Here is a 14,760-nt window from a genome sequence, read left to right as displayed (position 1 = left end):
CCCGCCCGGGCCAGGCCGTGCGTGTGCACGTGCGCCACTGCGAGATTCAGGCATCGCAGCGCCCCTCCGCCCCAGGGGAGCACACGCGAGCCACTGCGCCTTTTGACAGTCTCCGCAGTGGGGCAAGGGCAGGGGGCCGCTGATTTAGCCCGTTCCTGTTACATGTTTGGAGAACGTGCGAGACCGCACTGCCGCAGCCGTGTTCGGGCTGTAGCCGGTTGCGGGAACTAGGTTTGTGTATACGTGTTGTGCGGATGGGCATGTGGAGGCCGTCCTAAAAAACCGCCAGAAATAACGGGGAGGGGGTCAGCCCTGATCGGGCAGGCGCTTGAGCAGCTCGCTCACCGGGGTGCGAACCTTGGCCAGGGGGGAAGCCTTGTCCACCCACCTGGTCTTCTTGCGCATGCTCAGCGCGGTGTAGACCGCCGTGCTCTTCGGATCCGAGTGCCCCATGAGGTCCTGGACGCCAAGCGTCGGGATCTCGTCCTCGGTCAGCTCGGTGCCGTAGATGTGGCGCAGCGCATGCGGGTGCAGCTCACGCTCCGGAATGCCGACAGCCTTGCCGTGCTTCTGGATGATGTCGTGCACCGACTGTCGGGAGAGCCGGCGCTCCTCGCCCCGATATCGGTCTTCGCTGACCGTGGAGTTCCGCGTGCTGACGAACAGCACCTTGTCCGCATGGCCTCGGCGGTCGACCACATCGCGATCGATCTCGAGCAACTCTTCGTGGCCCAGGTACACCCGCACGATGGCCTCCGCCTCCTTGGGCATGGGCACGCGGCGCTCCCGGCTGCCCTTCTCGAAGGTGCGCACTGCCAGGCGCCGGCGGCCGTCGACCTCGATCTCCAGCAGGTCGCCTTCGTTGAGGCCCACCAGGCCGGACACACGCAGACCGCAGCCCAGCAGCACGTGGAGGATGGCCGAGTCCCGGATGCCGGTGAACGTTGCCAGGTCCGGAGCGCAGGCCAGGCGCTCGGCGTTGGCAAGGCTGATGGTCTCCGGCAGCACCAAGCCGGTCTTGGGGTGCACCAGCTCGCCCGCCGGATTGCCGTCAATGATCCCGCGCCAGGCCGCCCAGGCAAAGAAGCCCTTCACCGCGGAGATATAGGGCTTGCGACTCAGGGCCACCACGCCGCGCTTGTGCAGCCAGAGGCCCGTGAACGCCTCCAGCTCCTCAGCCGTGGCATCAAGGACGTCGCGACCGAGGAACTCGCTCAGCTTGCGCAGGGCCATGCCATATGCCTCTGCGGTCCGAGGGCTGCGGCCCTTGTTCGCCTGGATGTATTCCATCCACGCATCAATTGCGGTTGTTTGGGTCCAGTTGCCATTCATGGTTCGTACTCAGATTGGCCAGGTCGGCGCAGGGAGGAGGGCATTTCCCCGAAAAAGGCGGGGGAAGGCGGCGCCCAGGCTGTAAGTGCTTGCAGGCATTGGACTTTGCCCATTTTTTAATCCACGGAAAACCCGTGGAACAGAAGCCGAACCCGTGGATACATATTGTTTCCGGTCATTCATCCCGTGGACCGTTGTTGGCCTTCGTCCGCCCTTCTTTCTCTCTCTTCTCTCTCTATAAAAAAGAGAGAAAGAGAGAAAAGGTCGGCGCAGGCCAGGAATTGACGCTCGTGGAAAAAAATGGGCAACCCGTGGAGAAAACAGGGCAACCCGTGGAATTCCAAAAGTTGCAAACGGCCGGATCGCCTTAGTGAAATCAGCGTTTGGTGGTTGCATGAAGATCGCTTCCACGTGTTCCGGCGTGCGCCCCTGTGTCCCGGGATAGCCTGAACCTATCCGGCGTCCCCCTCGGCCTTCCAGTCGAGCCCTGCGGGCCGCGGCGTTTCTCGGTCGGGGGGTGCGGGGGGCCGGCGGGCGAGCGTTGCGCATTCGTCATCAATCCCATCAGGCGCCTGCGGCGCGGAATTGGGTTGCTCCGCGGAGCGGGGGAGGGCCGTGATGCGCGGCCGCACGGTCGGCAGCAAGCATGTGCAGGTCCGCGCTGAGCGCCTCGAGTCCGCCGGCGACGGGATCGAGAAGTGCAAGCACGGCGCCGGCGCTGACCTGGTGGGCCGGCGCGCATTGGCCGAGCAGCTCGACGAGCAGATCCAGGCCCTGGTGGAGCGTCTGCGCCTCGCCATGCAGAGCGCGCAGCGTCTCGCGGGTGTGGATCTCAGGGAGAGGGGCGCGCGCATCCGCGCCGGCGGCGTGGGGCCGGGAACGTGACATCTTGGACTCCTGCTTGTGAACCTTCGACTTTTGCCGGAAGCCTGTAGGTCGAAAGGCCTCGTGTGGCCGACCTACGGCCCTGTGTTCAGGGCTTCGGCCGGCCGGTCTTCGGTTGACACTTCAAGCATGCGCGCCGGAATCGACCCGCTTCGGCTGAACGGCATGCAGCCCAAACTGCTCCAGCGCCGGCAGGCTGAGCGCCACCATGTGGCCGACACGTGTGTGGCCGATGGTCCGTTCCACAGCCCGCTCCGTGGCCAGCACGCCCGCCGCGGCCAGCTGCTTCTTAAACACGCGATCGCTCTTGACCGGCAGGCCGTCCCAGAACTCGCGCAGCGCCGGCGTCTGGCTCATGTGGGCCATGACGAAGCCCGTACGCACGCATAGCACGGGCACCTCGTCCTCTTCGCTGAAGGCATAGGGGTAGCGGAACGCGCCGCTGGCGATCTCGCTGAGCAGCTTCTCCATGATCCAGGCCCAGGGCTGGCGTTCGGCAGCGCTCTCGCGGATGTGGGCGTTCATCTCGGCCGTCAGGCTGGTCAGGAAGTCGCCGGTCTCCCGCGGCTGATCGAGGAACTCGCACAGCAGCTCCCAGGCCGTGGCCACGCCGGCGTAGTTGGCCACCATCCGCTCGGCGCCCGAGTCCGACGTGCTGGCGATGCAGCGGCCGAACAGATCCGCCACGCACGAGCGCTGCAGCTCGAGCACCTGGTCTTTCCTCTTGCTGGCCAGGAACTGCAGCCACTGCTTGACCGGGAAGACGGGCAGGTCCTCGGGAATCAGCGGGCCGCGTTTGGCCTTGGTCAGCTCGGAGCGCACGATCTTGCCGACCAGGCTGGACACGGGCACATCCTCGCCCGACAGCAGCACGGGCGCGCACAGGAGGAAGTCGATCAGCTCGGCGCCGCGGCGCGTGTGCTCGTACTGGTAGCACTCCTGCAGGTTGCTGATCGCCTTGTTGATCACGTCCTGCTTGTTGGTCGACATCTCGCCCCAGCCCACGGGGTGGCTGGTATAGCTCAGCGACGTCAGCTGCCGGAACTCGGTCTGCAGGCTCTGGCGGCTGCTGGTCATCATGGCCAGCGCGCGCTCCAGGCGCTTCACCAGGGTGGTCTTGCCCGTGCCCTTCTCAGCCTGCATCTCGAAGTGCGGCCAGAAGCCCAAAAAGGCCTTGAGGTGCGACCCCAGCGCCCACACGAGCGGGATCATCGCCGCGTTGTCGCGGAAGGTCGCCTGGAACTGGGCGGCCACCTCGCGGGCATCGGTCATGGTCCCCGAGGGGAAAATCAGCTCGTGGTAGGGGCACTGCTGCCGCGGGTCGGCGAAGAAGCAGTCCGGCCCCTCGTTCACCACCAGCTTCCCGCCCCGCCAGGCCAGGCCCACGAAGTTGACGGCGTCCCGGGCCCCGATGTCGGCAGCACGCTCCAGCACATTCAGCATGCGGGCGAACGGCGTGGGGGCGAACACCGGACCCAGCTTCTTCCAAACGTCGATGTTGTGCAGCTTCTCGTCGTCGACCACGCGGCGCTGCAGCCGCGCGCCGTGGCGCGGCACCTGGACGCTCAGGGCGAAGATCGTGCGGGGGCTGTGGTCCACGTCCCCCGTCATCGTCGACGTGGGTGAGGCGATCTGCACGCGGCTCACGGCCGCGACTCGGAAGCCACACACGTCCTGGTACTCCAGCTTCTCGTTGCCGTCGCTGTCCTTGTCCACCTTGGCCACGAACTTGGTGAAGTCGGGCTGCACCCGGTAGCGCCAATACGCCATGTAGTCGTGGCTCGGCAGGAACAGCCGCGGCTTGCCCAGCCGCTTGTCGTCGCCGGCCATGCCCGGAATCAGCCAGCTCTCCAGCTTGGCCAGCGCCTTCTTGGTTGCGTCGACGCCGCGCTCTTTCGCGAAGTCGTTGATGTCGTTGATCAGCCCCTCCTGGTTCTCCTCGTCTTCCCACCAGTCGGACTGGTCGACCAGAAGGCAGCTGATGTCCAGTGCGGTCAGCAGCTCGTGAAGCCGCCACGCCGCCTTCAAGCCCGGGCAGTAGCCGGCCGCGGGACCATGCTCCTGTGGCCGGTCGTTGTCGAAGACGGCGATGACCTGCTTGCCCCGCAGGATGGTCCAGTCGATGGATTCCACTGTGCCTGTGCCGCGGACCGCCAGCGCGGCCGAACCGGGGATGCCGCACGTCTCGATGGTCATGGCGTTGATCGCGCTCTCCACCACGAACACCTTGTGAGCCGCCTGCAGGCGGCGCCAGTCGCTGCACCACGGATAGCCAGCCTTCTCGCCTTGACTGCCCGTCTTCTGGCCGCCGTTCTTCTCAGGGTCGGTGTAGCGCATGTCCACCGCCATCACCTGGTCGTTCATCGGCGAGCGGACGATGGTGGCCACGGCAGGCCCGCCGTGCCCGCGTTCACCCTCCGGAACTCTGGGGCTGCGCCAGGTGTTCCAGCCGAGGGTCCGCCGCTTGATGGCGTGATCGATCACTTCACGGCTGATGCACCGCCCCTCCAGGTACGCCACCAGGTCATCGCGGCCGGGCCCGGCGTCCCGGATGCAGGCGTCTGCGATGGTCTCGGCCAGGGTGCGCGGCGCTGGCGGCGCGACCACGGCGCCGGGGGGCGCCGGCCTGTGCACGCGGATCCCGTACATGTCCGCCAGCTCCTTGACCGCGTCGACGAAGTCGATGCCGCGGGCCCACATCAGCATGTCGATCGGGCCGCCGGTCTCCCCGGTCGAGTGATCCTTGAAGCGGGAAGCGCCGGCGTTCACGCCAGATCGAGCCCGGAACACGGAAACCGAGGGCTCCTTGTCGGGGTGGTGCGGGCTTCGGAAGTTGCCCTTACCGGTCGGCCGCTCCAGGCCGAGGCGCTCGGCCAAGTCCTCGCAGTCGACCTTTGCGTTGATCTCCGCGGCCGTGTCAGGCCGGCCGCTGGTTGTGTTCAGTGCCATCTTCTCGCTGTGAAGTGCCCGGCGTGGCGGCGAACAGGTCTCCCTCCACCGCTGCCCGCCGGGCTTGTTTGTTGGTTTGCTTCGTGGCCACAGCTGCCACGGCTTTCTCGACAGCCGTCTGGTGGGCGCGCACCGCGTCGACGGCGGCGCCGCCAGGTGCCTGGGCAGATCGCTGCCGCCAGGTCCAGGCCGACACCACCTCGCGGCGGATCGGCGCCGGCACCAGGCGCCAGTGATCGATGCACATGAGCAGGTGGGAAGGAACCTGCCTGCTGCAGCCGGTGGCCGCGCAGCGATGCAGAGGCACCCTCACTGCGTCACCTCTGGGGCCAGGAACTCAGCGTGGAGGCGCTCGCAGATCCAGTCGTAGGCCCGCGCCTCGCCCTGGTAGCGCTGCACCTTCTGCATCAGCCCCTGCTTGCGCGCCTGATCTGCCCGCCGCCGGGCCCCATCGGCCTTCTGGCCAGCGTCGCGGCAGATACAGGCGATGGTCGCGGCGACTTCCGGCGGGACGGGGATGGCCCGCTTCTGCTCGGCGCTACTCATGGCTGATCCAGGTCCCCGTCGAAGGGGTCGCACAGGCGAGACAGCAGCGGGCCCAGCCATGGGTCGATCAGCCACTTCCAGATACCCAGAAGGCTGGTGACAGTGAAGGCCACCTGCTGCGCCAGCAGGAAGCGATGACCATGCTCCCAGGCGAACGCCAGCCAGCCGGCATTGCTCGCCAAGTAGCAGACGAATCCCCAGCCGGCCCAGCGCGAGCGGAAGGCCAGCAGCAGCGTGCCGAGCACGCCGAAGAACGCGGCCGACAGTTCGATGACAGGGTGGCCGGTCATTGCGTGCCGTCCTTCCGTGTGGGGTTCAGGCGCATGTGATCCCTCCCGTGCCGACCGGCACATTGAAGAACCCCAGCTTCCCCGGGAAGGGCACGAAGTGCAGCGGCCGCGGCTCGATCAGCATGAAGCCGAAGCTTCCGGGCACGTACCAGGGGTTGACGTGCGGCGGCGTGGCCCAGCGCTCCGGAGCGATGCAATCCGCGATGCGCACGGAGCCCACGATGCCGCCGCGCGGCAGCTGCTCATAGGCGGGGAAGTCCGCCGGGCACAGGCCGTCTTCCAGGAAGCTGTCGCGCAGCTCGTCGTAGTGCCGGCGTGCCAGCGTCTGGCCGGCATGCACCAACACGCGGCCGCGGAAGTGAGTGTTCCAGTCCCGGTTCTCCACGTGCTTGTAGCCATGGACGATCAGCCAGGCCCAGGGCTGGCGAATGCTGAGGGCGGGGATCATCGGCGGCCCCCCAGCTGCTGGAGGCCTTCGTCTCGCGCCCGGTTCACTTCGGCCATTCGCTTTGCGTCGCCTCCTCGGTCGGGGTGATGCGCCGCGGCGAGACGGCGATGGGCCGCCTGCACCTGCTCAGCGGTGGCGTCGGGTGTGACTTCCAGCACCTCCCACCAGGTGCCGGCACTGCCCGGTGCCGGCAGGGCTGTGAAGCCGGTGAAGGCCCGTTCAAGGACGAGTGCACCGCCATGCCGCTCGATCGCCCGCATCGCTTCGATGGTGGCGGCGAGCGCAGCGATGTTCTGCGCCACCTTGGTGTAACGGTCGATGGCCATGCAACGCGGCGCGTTGGTCCATGGGTCCAGCCAGTAGACGGCCGCGCCAGGGTCGGATGGCTCGGCCTGGCCGCTGCGGGGCATGCCGTCGAGGCGAAGAGTCAGATTGGTCGACAGCACCAGATCGTCGTCGGCCACGGCCATCTTGCCCAACTCGTCCTTGAGCCTCACGGTCGCGGCGTGGATGCTGATCGATTCCGTGGTGAGCAGCTTGCCGGAGTGGCCGCCTCGGGAGACGAAGCGCCCGACCGCGCGAGCGGCAGCATCGGTCCGCTTCCAGCCCACAGGCCACTGCAGTGGAAATGCCTTGACCGTCATGCCATGCCTCCTGCCACGCTGATTGCGGCCGCCACCGGCCGCACCCACACCGGCGTGGCGCTCAGCTGGAACGTGTTGCCCGTGCGCGCCAGCAGGATCGCCCGGCCGATCTCCTCGGCAATGGCGCGCGCAGCCTGCCGCGGCACCATGTTGCCGATGTGCTCGCGCGCCGCGCTGTCGCTGCCGCTGTCCATCACCAGCACCTGCTCGTCGTCGGGGTCGTAGAGGCCCTGCAGGGCCGCCAGCTCCAGCGTGGTGAACGGGCGATGCCACGTGCCATCCAGCGAGCGGATGACGGCCACGAGCTGCTCGGTCGCCGCCGGCAGCCGCGGGTCGGCCACCGACCAGAAGCCGTTGTCGTGGCAGGCGCTGCCCGACACAGCCAGCGTCGGCGCATCCCATGCCTGGACGCCGTAGTGGCCGGCGGTCAAGTAGTGGTCGCCGCGGCCGCGCTGGAGGCCTGGACGCGGGTCGGCCACCACCAGCGCGCCGCTGGCCACCTGCTGCGAGCCGGTCACGCAGCCCGCGGCCGCGTCCCAGGGCGTCACCTTCAGCTTGTTCCGGGAGGCGCCGGCATGCCAGTTGCCGCAGCGCGGATCCGCCACGGCGAAGGCGCCCTGGCCCGTGGTGCTGGCAGCGATCACCGTCCCGGCCGGCGCGTCGAACGGCGTGACCTGGTATTTGCCGGCGCCGCCGAAGCCAGAGCCGGATCGCGGGTCGGCCACGCACTGCCCGGTGCCGTGCGCGCTTGTCACGGCGCCGGCGGCGCCCTGCCACGGCACGATCCGGTACTCGTTGCTGTGCTTGGCGGGTCCGGCATGCCGTGGATCGGCCACCGAATACGTGCCCTGGCCCGGGCTCTTCACGCCGATCACGGCGCCGGTCGGCTCGTTCCAGCGCAGCACGCCGTACTGCTGGTACTGCGCCGCGCCAGCGGGCGCGCGCGGGTCGGCGACGCTGTAGTGGCCATTCGTCGGACCTGCACTGCCAATCACGGTCGGGGCGGGTGTACCCCAGTCATTCACGCCAAGCACGCCGCTGTGCCAGGCCGTACCCTCCGGCACGATGAGAAAGTCGCGCAGCTGCCCGTTCTCCACGGCCAGGCGATTCAGGCTCCGCCAGTCCTTGCCGGCCTCCACGAAGGCGAGCCGAACCCACGTCTTCCAGTTGAGCCGCGGCACGCGGTGCATTGGCCCAGCGGCGGGGTCGCCGGGCAGCGCCAGGCGTTCCAGCAGCTCGCCCACCGGCCGCAGTGGCCGCTTGAGCGGCTCGTACAGGTGGTTGGGCACCTTGGCGACGTGCCGGCTCACCTTCAGGAAGCGCTTCCGGCTCTGGTGCAGCGCGCCGATCTCGCCGCAGTCGTGCGTCGTCTCGCGGTCGACATAGCCATAGTGCTGCAGGAGCGCGCTGATGCGGTCGAGCATCTCGCGGCCGCGGGTGGCAATGCGCGGCACGTTCTCGAAAAGATAGAACTCCGCCGGGTCATCGGCCCAGGCCTCCAGCATGAGCCACATGGCCCGCTCGGCCAAGTGGTTCAGGGCCTGGTACTTCGCGCTGCGCGCCCGCGCCTCGGGCGTCAGCCCGCTGAAGCCCTTGCAGGGCGCAGACAGGAAGATGACGTTCGGATTGAGGCCGTGCGCGGCGCGCCGGATGTCGTCGGGAGTGGCCTCGCGCCAGTCGGCCGGCGGCTCGTGGCCGTGGAAAGCGATGAACTGGTCGCGGGAGAAGCCGTCCATCACGGTGCTGGACAGCCCACGGGGAAACAGGCGGTCGGCCGTGCGGACGGCCCGCGGATCCACGTCGATGCCGCCGATGTAGCGGAAGCGGCCCTGAAGGCCAGGGATCTGCGGCCGCGCATCGCCGAAGCCGGCCTTGCCGCCGCCCACGCCCATGAAGGCGTGGAAGTCTCGAATCTCGGTGAGGGTGGACTGCGTCATGCTGCACCGCCCTTCCCCAGCCGCAGCTGCAGTGCGTCGACCTGTGCGTTTGCGGCGATCAGGCGTTCATTCAACGCGGCTAGCTGCTTGGGCGCATCACCCGCCGCGGCCAGATCCCGCTCCAGGGCCTCGATGCGCTCGTGAAGCTTGGGTACGTCCTGCGCGTCGCTGTCGGCGTCCGACAGTTCGGTGAAGATGGCGGCCAGAATGGTCTTCAGGGGCTCGTCCTTGATGCGCTCTGCAAGGTCGCCGCGCGCCATGCAGCGGAGCATGTCCAGCATCTCGGTCCGCAGTTCGCCGTTGAGCGCACGCGCCGGATCGAAGCCGGCCGCGGGCGCGTCGTCGTGGCAGCAGGTGCCGAGGCCCTGGATGCGCGGTGGCATCGGATGCTCCAGTGGCTTACCGGCGCGCTCGATCTCCGCGGAAACATGGTCGGCGACGCACGAGCTGCACAGCCCCTGCCGGGCCTCGCGATCCACCCACGCCCAGCTGCAGCCGCCCATGCAGGCCCGGCTGTCCGTGCAGCCACAGGCTATGCACTTGGCGTCGGCGCCCTGCGGCTCAGGCTCCGAAGCCGACCACGCCGCATTCACCATCTCCGGATCCACATGCATCCGGATGGTGGGCATTACCTCGTCCAGCACCGTGTCGACGTTGCGACTGTCGAACCAGTCCGGCGCCACGCCGTCTTCGCAGACGGCGGCCAGCGCCGTGGTCAGGGCTTCGCCCAGATCCTGCCGTAGTGCCTCGCGGTCCAGGCCGAAGCGCAGGGCAGGGGCCGCCGGCCACTCCGCTGCGATCCGCTCGTCGACAGCGCGATCCAGGTCTTCGCCGTTGATCACCTGGTTCTCCGGAGTGCGGCCGACGAACAGGCCGCCCCCCGCGATGCTGTCCAGCGGTCGCTCGCGCAGGTAGAGGTAGCGCCGGGCGTAGGCGTTCTCCATGGCTTGACGCGCGTGCCTGGCCAGCACCAAGCGGCCGAAAGCCAGGTGATCGATCATGGTGGCGTGCCCAGGCACGGCGCAGGCCCGGGCCAGCGCATTCAGGTCCTCGCGCGTCGGCTCCCCCGAGGGCTCATGCCGCTCGGTGGCCCTGGCCACCTGCACGGCGACCGGCGGCATCGTGGGACCGATCACCGACAGCATCACGGTGCCACCCAGCAGCAGCGCGTCGAGCTCGACGGGCTCAGGCTTCCAGAACGTGGCCACGGCCTGCACATCGCCTAGCCTGACGTCGCTGACGGGCACGCTTGCCACGGGCAGCTTGTCCTGGTCCCAGCCGGGTGGTGGGTTCAGCGTGCGGGTGTTCGATGGGTGGGTGACCGGGTTCATGGGCACCCCTTCAGGAACCAGCCCAGGGCGAAGCCCACAAACATGCCCAGGAGGATCACCGCGCAGCTCGCGAGCATGCCCGGGCCCTCGGGCCGGTCCTCGTCGTAGTCGTCGTATTTCATGCATCACCTTTCATGTCGGGTCAGCGCCCGTGCATGCCCCCTGTCACGCGGCATGCGGCTGGAGCTGTCACGCGGAGGCCTCCGGGGGCGCCTTGCTGTCCTGGAAGATCTGCATGACCCCCAGAGAGCGCGCTAGCGCGGCGTCCGCGTCATCGATGGGAGGCAGGTGCATCACCCAGTGCACAAGCCCCACGGTGGGCACGCGCTGGGCAAAGGCCAGCCGCATGCCCTTGGCGCCCTCGTCGGCACCAAGCACCACGCGGTGGTCCTGCGGGTTGGCGTGCAGCCGGCGCAGGGCGTCGCGGGCCAATGCGTCGCCGACCAGGCGATAGCCGGCGTGCTGGCGGTATTCAGCCGTGCCGTCGATCACCAGGTCGGCAAGCGTGTCGTCGAGGGCCGATGCGCAGTGGGTGAACCCGTCCAGATCCGCCCTGGCTACCCAGGTGCCGGCGGCTGCGAGCGCGTCGAGGACACGTCGGCGCAACGGAATGCATTCGCCGCTCATGGGTGCTTCCGGTCGTAGGGGCCGACGAGTCGGCGAGCGCTTAGCGAGCGGGCATCGCCGTAGAGCGCCAGCACCTGGTCGATGGCGGCGCGCACGTTCACGGCGATCACGTGCAACCGGCGCCGCCGGTTGCGCGCATCCACGTGGGTCACACGGACAGCTTGGAGGGGCACGGCTGTGCCTCCGGAACGATGGAGGGATCGATGGCTGCGGCCGTCATCAGCAGCCGACGCGCCAGGTCGCGCGCCTCGGCCGGCGTCAGGCGCTGGCTGGCGACGAACCCCGCATGCGACAGGTGCAGCACCACATGCGCCGCCGTCTCGCCGTCGCGGCGCTGGTAGACCGTCAGCTCCGGCCCCAGCATGGAACCGGCCTGGGGGAGGGTGAGGTAGAGGGCCTTGCCCTGCTGGATCAGAGAACCGGGCATTCGTCCACCTCGACCAGCGCGCCGAAATCACTCATTACCGCCGAGTAAAAGCGGCCCCACCGACGCCCGGACTCGTCCGTCCGCTGCTCGCGAACCGTCCAGGCCCAGGTGCTCTCTGTGGTGGGTGCACCCCAGCGATCGGCCCAGAGGTCGTACCCGGGCAAACGGCCGAACTCGGCGGCTCCGGTGAACCAAACGACGCCGATGTCTTGTCGGATGCTCATGAGACTGAACGAGTCCGCTGCAGTCAGCACTACAGGCTGCGCGCTCATGACGTCATCTCCTCAACCGCCCGCCGCGCTTCGCGCTTGCGCATGCGGCCGCCGTCGATGGCCTGAATCTCGGCCTCGTACTCTTCGCGGCTCAGACCGAGGTAAACGCCGGTGCTCTTCAGGCTCGCGTGGTTCAGCGCGATCTGCGCCACCTTCAGGCGGTTCTCCTCCTTGCCACGGCCGCGGCGCATCACGTTCATCGCGCGGGTGTGGCGAAGCCAGTGCGGGCTGATGCGTGGGTCCAGTCCGGCGACCTGCGCCCAGTGCTTGATGCGGTCCTCATACGAGCGGACGGACAGCGGCCCGGCGCGGCCAGAGATGTCCCGGCCCCATACCAGGGGCTGGTCGGGCTCTCCCGCCTGCGGGTGGGCATCGCTCAGCTTCAGCAGCGCTTGCAGGTGCTGCCTCAGGGGCAGCGTGATCTTGTAGTCGTTGGCCTTGCGCTTGCCCTTGCAATGCTCCTTGGGGCTCACCAGCCAGCCGGCGTCCAGCGCTCGGCGCACCAGCGATACCGACAGGCGGCTGAACTCTGTGATGCGCATGCCCGTCAACATGAGCGCCGCCAGCCAGTGATAGTCGCGCTGCGCCAGCGGGTCCGTGCTGCGCTTCGGCCCCTCCAGCAGCCGGCGCTGCTGCGCCTCGTCCAGGTAGCGTTTCTGCATCGTGTGATTCCTCGTCGTTGCGGTGTGCGTTGAAAAAGTCGGTGGTCGCGGCGCACACCAAGCCGGCCCACAGGAGCGCGCACGCCCATCGCGTCAGCGCTTGCATCGGGGTTTCCTAGGGGTGGGAGGGGCCGGCAGGTGCTGCACCGTCAGCAGCAGCAGCCGGTGGGTAAGCGGGTCGGCCACGGCTTCTTCGTAGCTCCGGGCCGGATGCCACCGGCGCCACTGCCGGTCGAACACCGCGCGCATGCGCTGCTCCAGCGCCGGCGCGTGATCCAGCGGCAGCTCCGCCTGTGGGGCATGGCTCTTCTGGGAGGGAGGGGACCTCGCAGGACCTCCGCATCAGGGCGTCGTGGATATCGCGACCGAACAGGCCGACCAACGCGGGCGCAACATCGACCACGGCGCCCACGGGAATGCAGTGGTGCACGGCAAAACGCCGGGCAGGGAGCGCAGCGGGACGGCCGGGCTTAGGCATCGACCATCCCCTGCAGGCGCAGCATCAACACCTGGACCGCGCGGAACAGGTCGAACGCTTCCTTGCGGACCGCGCGCATGTCGTCGGCGCTCCACTTGCCATCGCTCAGGCCGTCGCGCAGGGCCTGGAACAGGTGCCCCTTCTCACTCGACACCTCGCACAGCAGTTCGAGGATGGCCGCATCGCTGTAGCTCACGCCCTCGGTCGAGGCATCGAAGCACGCGCGGTCGAACAGGCGATTGAGCGACTCCAGGATGCGCATGTCGCCGCTGATGCGGGTCACCTGCACCAGGTCGCGCAGCGTGGGCTGGTGGCGGCCGTCTTCGTCGCTGTCGCACTTGTTGTAGAGCGTGCCGGGCTTGCACAGCATCTGCGCTGCCATGTCCTTCACGCCGTAGCTGTGCACGACCACGCGGAAGGCCTCGTGCGGGCTGTCCGGGACCGCGTCTATGTCGGTGCGGTGTGAACGCATCGCCTTGTCTCAGTTGAGCGGGCAGGGTGTCCGAGCGACCATGCCGCTCAGGACGCCTTCGCCGGACGGCGCCGCAGGCTCTGCTCCACGATGCGCACCACCATGGCGTTGCGGCTGCGGGCCTCGCGGCGCGCAACGGCTTCGACCTTGGCCAGCACGGGCTCAGGGAAGGTGACGAGGACTTTTCGCTTTTTGGGAGGTTGGATGTTCATGGATATAGGAGTTGCATCCGAAGTACATCCAAAGGTATCCACGTATATCCATCCGGCGCAAGCCCCGGATAATCCCACCGTGACGAAATCGCGCGTTGACGACGAGGAAGAGCCAGTGGCGAAGGGCCGGCGCAAGCCCCGGCTGTTGCTCGAACTGCCGCACGACGTGAAGGAGGCCGTGGATCGCTCAGCCTTTGCGAATGCGCGCACCCGCACCGCAGAGATCGTTCTGCGGCTACGGCAGAGCCTGGAGGTGGATCCGATGGGCGCGGCGGGGCGTGGTGGCGTGGTGCCGGCGGATCGCCGGCCGGCCATCGCCTCGTGGCTCGCCAGCCCTGGGCGTGAGCTTGGCGAGGATGAGCGGCACTTGCTGACGCTCTACAAGGGGCTCACTGAGGGGCAGCGGCAAGCGCTGCTAATACTTCTGGCTGACCTTTAGCGCTCCTGCGGTCCATGAATGAGGTTGGTCGAAACTCCCTCGATTGCGACGGTCGAGGGGTGTTAGAGAACTAGCCCCCTTAGAGCCTTGACCTGCGCCGCTACCTCGGGAAATGTCGACGCGAGCTCAGCGTCTGCAAAGCGACGAGCCCAGAGGAGCACAGCTGCGATCTTGACCAAGCCCCCAGGACTCACGGCCCCGCGGGGTGATCCGATTGCGATGGACCGACTGCCATTGACCGCCCGCGTTTTCCCGGCAACAACTGTGGCAGCACTGCTGGTCTGCACCCCGCCTTTGTATTGATCGAGCTTGAGCGTGTAATCAGCGCCTGAAGAAATACGCCCGGCAACGATTCGAAAGTCGGTCGTCACATTGAGTTTTGCAACGGACGAGCTGTTCTCAGTCGGGTTTGTGCCGTTTGCATCGGTGCCATGCCCCTGCAGGACGAGCAATGCCGATTGCCACATCATCATCGAGCGCTGACCCGTTGAGCCTGCGAAAGTACCGAGCAGAAATGCTCCATTCACGGCGGCATCGCAGACCACCATTGCGGTCAGCTCCGCAGTTTCATAGAGACCGGTCTCGAACCAATTTGGGCTGGAACAGACTACATGGTCCGGATTGAAGACGGGCTCACCCACGACCGTCAGTGGCTTGTCGGAGTTCGCTGTGTTCTGAATGCTCGCTGCTGCGCTCTTGCTCAGCAGATACTCACCGACCAGCCCTTCGCGATTGCTTGTCAGGAGCGCAGAGCGACCAATGTTGTTGGAGCCCGTGTCCGCGCCAATTACTTTGATGACTTGCATTGT

Annotated in this window: 20 protein-coding genes; 2 read left to right on the top strand and 18 right to left on the bottom strand. The window is 67.6% G+C overall.

The window, feature by feature from the left end:
• Positions 1–306: 306 nt before the first annotated feature.
• Entirely contained in the window at positions 307–1,332 is a 1,026-nt protein-coding gene (locus DFR41_RS13375) for a tyrosine-type recombinase/integrase (RefSeq protein ID WP_114803035.1), read from the bottom strand.
• A gap of 618 nt (positions 1,333–1,950) precedes the next feature.
• Here DFR41_RS13375 and DFR41_RS13370 point away from each other — a divergent pair.
• Positions 1,951–2,217 carry a hypothetical protein gene (locus tag DFR41_RS13370; protein ID WP_114803034.1) on the top strand — a complete coding sequence of 89 codons (267 nt, stop codon included), beginning with the start codon at positions 1,951–1,953 and terminating at the stop codon, positions 2,215–2,217.
• Positions 2,218–2,340: 123 nt separating this feature from the next.
• Here the strand turns inward: DFR41_RS13370 and DFR41_RS13365 are convergent, their stop codons facing one another.
• The 16 genes from DFR41_RS13365 to DFR41_RS27380 form a co-directional block, all read right to left on the bottom strand.
• The gene (locus DFR41_RS13365) at positions 2,341–5,166 is read right to left on the bottom strand and encodes a toprim domain-containing protein (protein ID WP_114803033.1); all 2,826 of its coding nucleotides are present in this window, start codon (positions 5,164–5,166) and stop codon (positions 2,341–2,343) included.
• Positions 5,135–5,413 carry a hypothetical protein gene (locus DFR41_RS27385; RefSeq protein WP_147284356.1) on the bottom strand — a complete coding sequence of 93 codons (279 nt, stop codon included), beginning with the start codon at positions 5,411–5,413 and terminating at the stop codon, positions 5,135–5,137. Before DFR41_RS27385 ends, DFR41_RS13365 begins: the two co-directional genes overlap by 32 nt.
• A 62-nt stretch (positions 5,414–5,475) precedes the next feature.
• The gene (locus DFR41_RS13360) at positions 5,476–5,712 is read right to left on the bottom strand and encodes a hypothetical protein (protein WP_114803032.1); all 237 of its coding nucleotides are present in this window, start codon (positions 5,710–5,712) and stop codon (positions 5,476–5,478) included.
• Complete coding sequence (locus tag DFR41_RS13355) at positions 5,709–6,002, bottom strand: hypothetical protein (protein WP_114803031.1); 294 nt, start codon at positions 6,000–6,002, stop codon at positions 5,709–5,711. Before DFR41_RS13355 ends, DFR41_RS13360 begins: the two co-directional genes overlap by 4 nt.
• Before the next feature lie 25 nt (positions 6,003–6,027).
• Complete coding sequence (locus tag DFR41_RS13350; protein ID WP_211322585.1) at positions 6,028–6,450, bottom strand: ASCH domain-containing protein; 423 nt, start codon at positions 6,448–6,450, stop codon at positions 6,028–6,030.
• Positions 6,447–7,094 (bottom strand): DnaJ domain-containing protein, encoded by a 648-nt coding sequence (locus DFR41_RS13345; protein WP_114803030.1) that lies wholly within the window; start codon positions 7,092–7,094, stop codon positions 6,447–6,449. Before DFR41_RS13345 ends, DFR41_RS13350 begins: the two co-directional genes overlap by 4 nt.
• Positions 7,091–9,031, bottom strand: coding sequence for a DNA cytosine methyltransferase (locus DFR41_RS13340; protein WP_114803029.1), 1,941 nt, complete (start codon positions 9,029–9,031; stop codon positions 7,091–7,093). Before DFR41_RS13340 ends, DFR41_RS13345 begins: the two co-directional genes overlap by 4 nt.
• Positions 9,028–10,362 carry a hypothetical protein gene (locus DFR41_RS13335; protein WP_114803028.1) on the bottom strand — a complete coding sequence of 445 codons (1,335 nt, stop codon included), beginning with the start codon at positions 10,360–10,362 and terminating at the stop codon, positions 9,028–9,030. The genes DFR41_RS13340 and DFR41_RS13335 overlap by 4 nt, the downstream gene beginning before the upstream one ends.
• Positions 10,359–10,484, bottom strand: a complete 126-nt coding sequence (locus DFR41_RS28170; protein ID WP_280525156.1) for a hypothetical protein — start codon at positions 10,482–10,484, stop codon at positions 10,359–10,361. The genes DFR41_RS13335 and DFR41_RS28170 overlap by 4 nt, the downstream gene beginning before the upstream one ends.
• Positions 10,485–10,551: 67 nt before the next feature.
• Positions 10,552–10,989 (bottom strand): hypothetical protein, encoded by a 438-nt coding sequence (locus DFR41_RS13330; RefSeq protein ID WP_114803027.1) that lies wholly within the window; start codon positions 10,987–10,989, stop codon positions 10,552–10,554.
• Positions 10,986–11,162, bottom strand: coding sequence for a hypothetical protein (locus tag DFR41_RS27705; RefSeq protein WP_211322584.1), 177 nt, complete (start codon positions 11,160–11,162; stop codon positions 10,986–10,988). The genes DFR41_RS13330 and DFR41_RS27705 overlap by 4 nt, the downstream gene beginning before the upstream one ends.
• Positions 11,138–11,416, bottom strand: a complete 279-nt coding sequence (locus DFR41_RS13325; protein ID WP_114803026.1) for a hypothetical protein — start codon at positions 11,414–11,416, stop codon at positions 11,138–11,140. Before DFR41_RS13325 ends, DFR41_RS27705 begins: the two co-directional genes overlap by 25 nt.
• Positions 11,401–11,688 carry a hypothetical protein gene (locus DFR41_RS13320; RefSeq protein ID WP_114803025.1) on the bottom strand — a complete coding sequence of 96 codons (288 nt, stop codon included), beginning with the start codon at positions 11,686–11,688 and terminating at the stop codon, positions 11,401–11,403. The genes DFR41_RS13325 and DFR41_RS13320 overlap by 16 nt, the downstream gene beginning before the upstream one ends.
• Entirely contained in the window at positions 11,685–12,350 is a 666-nt protein-coding gene (locus DFR41_RS13315; RefSeq protein ID WP_114803024.1) for a tyrosine-type recombinase/integrase, read from the bottom strand. The genes DFR41_RS13320 and DFR41_RS13315 overlap by 4 nt, the downstream gene beginning before the upstream one ends.
• 470 nt (positions 12,351–12,820) lie before the next feature.
• Entirely contained in the window at positions 12,821–13,300 is a 480-nt protein-coding gene (locus DFR41_RS13310) for a phage regulatory CII family protein (RefSeq protein ID WP_114803023.1), read from the bottom strand.
• A gap of 47 nt (positions 13,301–13,347) precedes the next feature.
• Positions 13,348–13,512, bottom strand: a complete 165-nt coding sequence (locus DFR41_RS27380; RefSeq protein ID WP_147284355.1) for an Arc family DNA-binding protein — start codon at positions 13,510–13,512, stop codon at positions 13,348–13,350.
• Between the two features lie 79 nt (positions 13,513–13,591).
• Here DFR41_RS27380 and DFR41_RS13305 point away from each other — a divergent pair, with 79 nt between their 5' ends.
• Complete coding sequence (locus tag DFR41_RS13305) at positions 13,592–13,951, top strand: hypothetical protein (RefSeq protein WP_147284354.1); 360 nt, start codon at positions 13,592–13,594, stop codon at positions 13,949–13,951.
• Between the two features lie 62 nt (positions 13,952–14,013).
• On the opposite strand, the gene DFR41_RS27375 is transcribed toward DFR41_RS13305, so the two are convergent.
• Positions 14,014–14,757, bottom strand: a complete 744-nt coding sequence (locus DFR41_RS27375) for a hypothetical protein (RefSeq protein ID WP_147284353.1) — start codon at positions 14,755–14,757, stop codon at positions 14,014–14,016.
• Positions 14,758–14,760 lie beyond the last annotated feature (3 nt).

Source organism: Pseudacidovorax intermedius (genome assembly GCF_003350475.1).
GTDB lineage: Bacteria > Pseudomonadota > Gammaproteobacteria > Burkholderiales > Burkholderiaceae_C > Xenophilus > Xenophilus intermedius.
Note: the sequence above shows the minus strand (reverse complement) of the source record. Positions and strands in the feature narration are given on the sequence as shown.

Bases quoted from the DNA above. Each gene is read 5' to 3' on its own strand.
- DFR41_RS13375 (WP_114803035.1), bottom strand. From the start codon at position 1,332: ATGAATGGCAACTGGACCCAAACAACCGCAATTGATGCGTGGATGGAA.
- DFR41_RS13370 (WP_114803034.1), top strand. From the start codon at position 1,951: ATGCGCGGCCGCACGGTCGGCAGCAAGCATGTGCAGGTCCGCGCTGAG.
- DFR41_RS13365 (WP_114803033.1), bottom strand. From the start codon at position 5,166: ATGGCACTGAACACAACCAGCGGCCGGCCTGACACGGCCGCGGAGATC.
- DFR41_RS27385 (WP_147284356.1), bottom strand. From the start codon at position 5,413: ATGTGCATCGATCACTGGCGCCTGGTGCCGGCGCCGATCCGCCGCGAG.
- DFR41_RS13360 (WP_114803032.1), bottom strand. From the start codon at position 5,712: ATGAGTAGCGCCGAGCAGAAGCGGGCCATCCCCGTCCCGCCGGAAGTC.
- DFR41_RS13355 (WP_114803031.1), bottom strand. From the start codon at position 6,002: ATGACCGGCCACCCTGTCATCGAACTGTCGGCCGCGTTCTTCGGCGTG.
- DFR41_RS13350 (WP_211322585.1), bottom strand. From the start codon at position 6,450: ATGATCCCCGCCCTCAGCATTCGCCAGCCCTGGGCCTGGCTGATCGTC.
- DFR41_RS13345 (WP_114803030.1), bottom strand. From the start codon at position 7,094: ATGACGGTCAAGGCATTTCCACTGCAGTGGCCTGTGGGCTGGAAGCGG.
- DFR41_RS13340 (WP_114803029.1), bottom strand. From the start codon at position 9,031: ATGACGCAGTCCACCCTCACCGAGATTCGAGACTTCCACGCCTTCATG.
- DFR41_RS13335 (WP_114803028.1), bottom strand. From the start codon at position 10,362: ATGAACCCGGTCACCCACCCATCGAACACCCGCACGCTGAACCCACCA.
- DFR41_RS28170 (WP_280525156.1), bottom strand. From the start codon at position 10,484: ATGAAATACGACGACTACGACGAGGACCGGCCCGAGGGCCCGGGCATG.
- DFR41_RS13330 (WP_114803027.1), bottom strand. From the start codon at position 10,989: ATGAGCGGCGAATGCATTCCGTTGCGCCGACGTGTCCTCGACGCGCTC.
- DFR41_RS13325 (WP_114803026.1), bottom strand. From the start codon at position 11,416: ATGCCCGGTTCTCTGATCCAGCAGGGCAAGGCCCTCTACCTCACCCTC.
- DFR41_RS13320 (WP_114803025.1), bottom strand. From the start codon at position 11,688: ATGAGCGCGCAGCCTGTAGTGCTGACTGCAGCGGACTCGTTCAGTCTC.
- DFR41_RS13315 (WP_114803024.1), bottom strand. From the start codon at position 12,350: ATGCAGAAACGCTACCTGGACGAGGCGCAGCAGCGCCGGCTGCTGGAG.
- DFR41_RS13310 (WP_114803023.1), bottom strand. From the start codon at position 13,300: ATGCGTTCACACCGCACCGACATAGACGCGGTCCCGGACAGCCCGCAC.
- DFR41_RS27380 (WP_147284355.1), bottom strand. From the start codon at position 13,512: ATGAACATCCAACCTCCCAAAAAGCGAAAAGTCCTCGTCACCTTCCCT.
- DFR41_RS27375 (WP_147284353.1), bottom strand. From the start codon at position 14,757: ATGCAAGTCATCAAAGTAATTGGCGCGGACACGGGCTCCAACAACATT.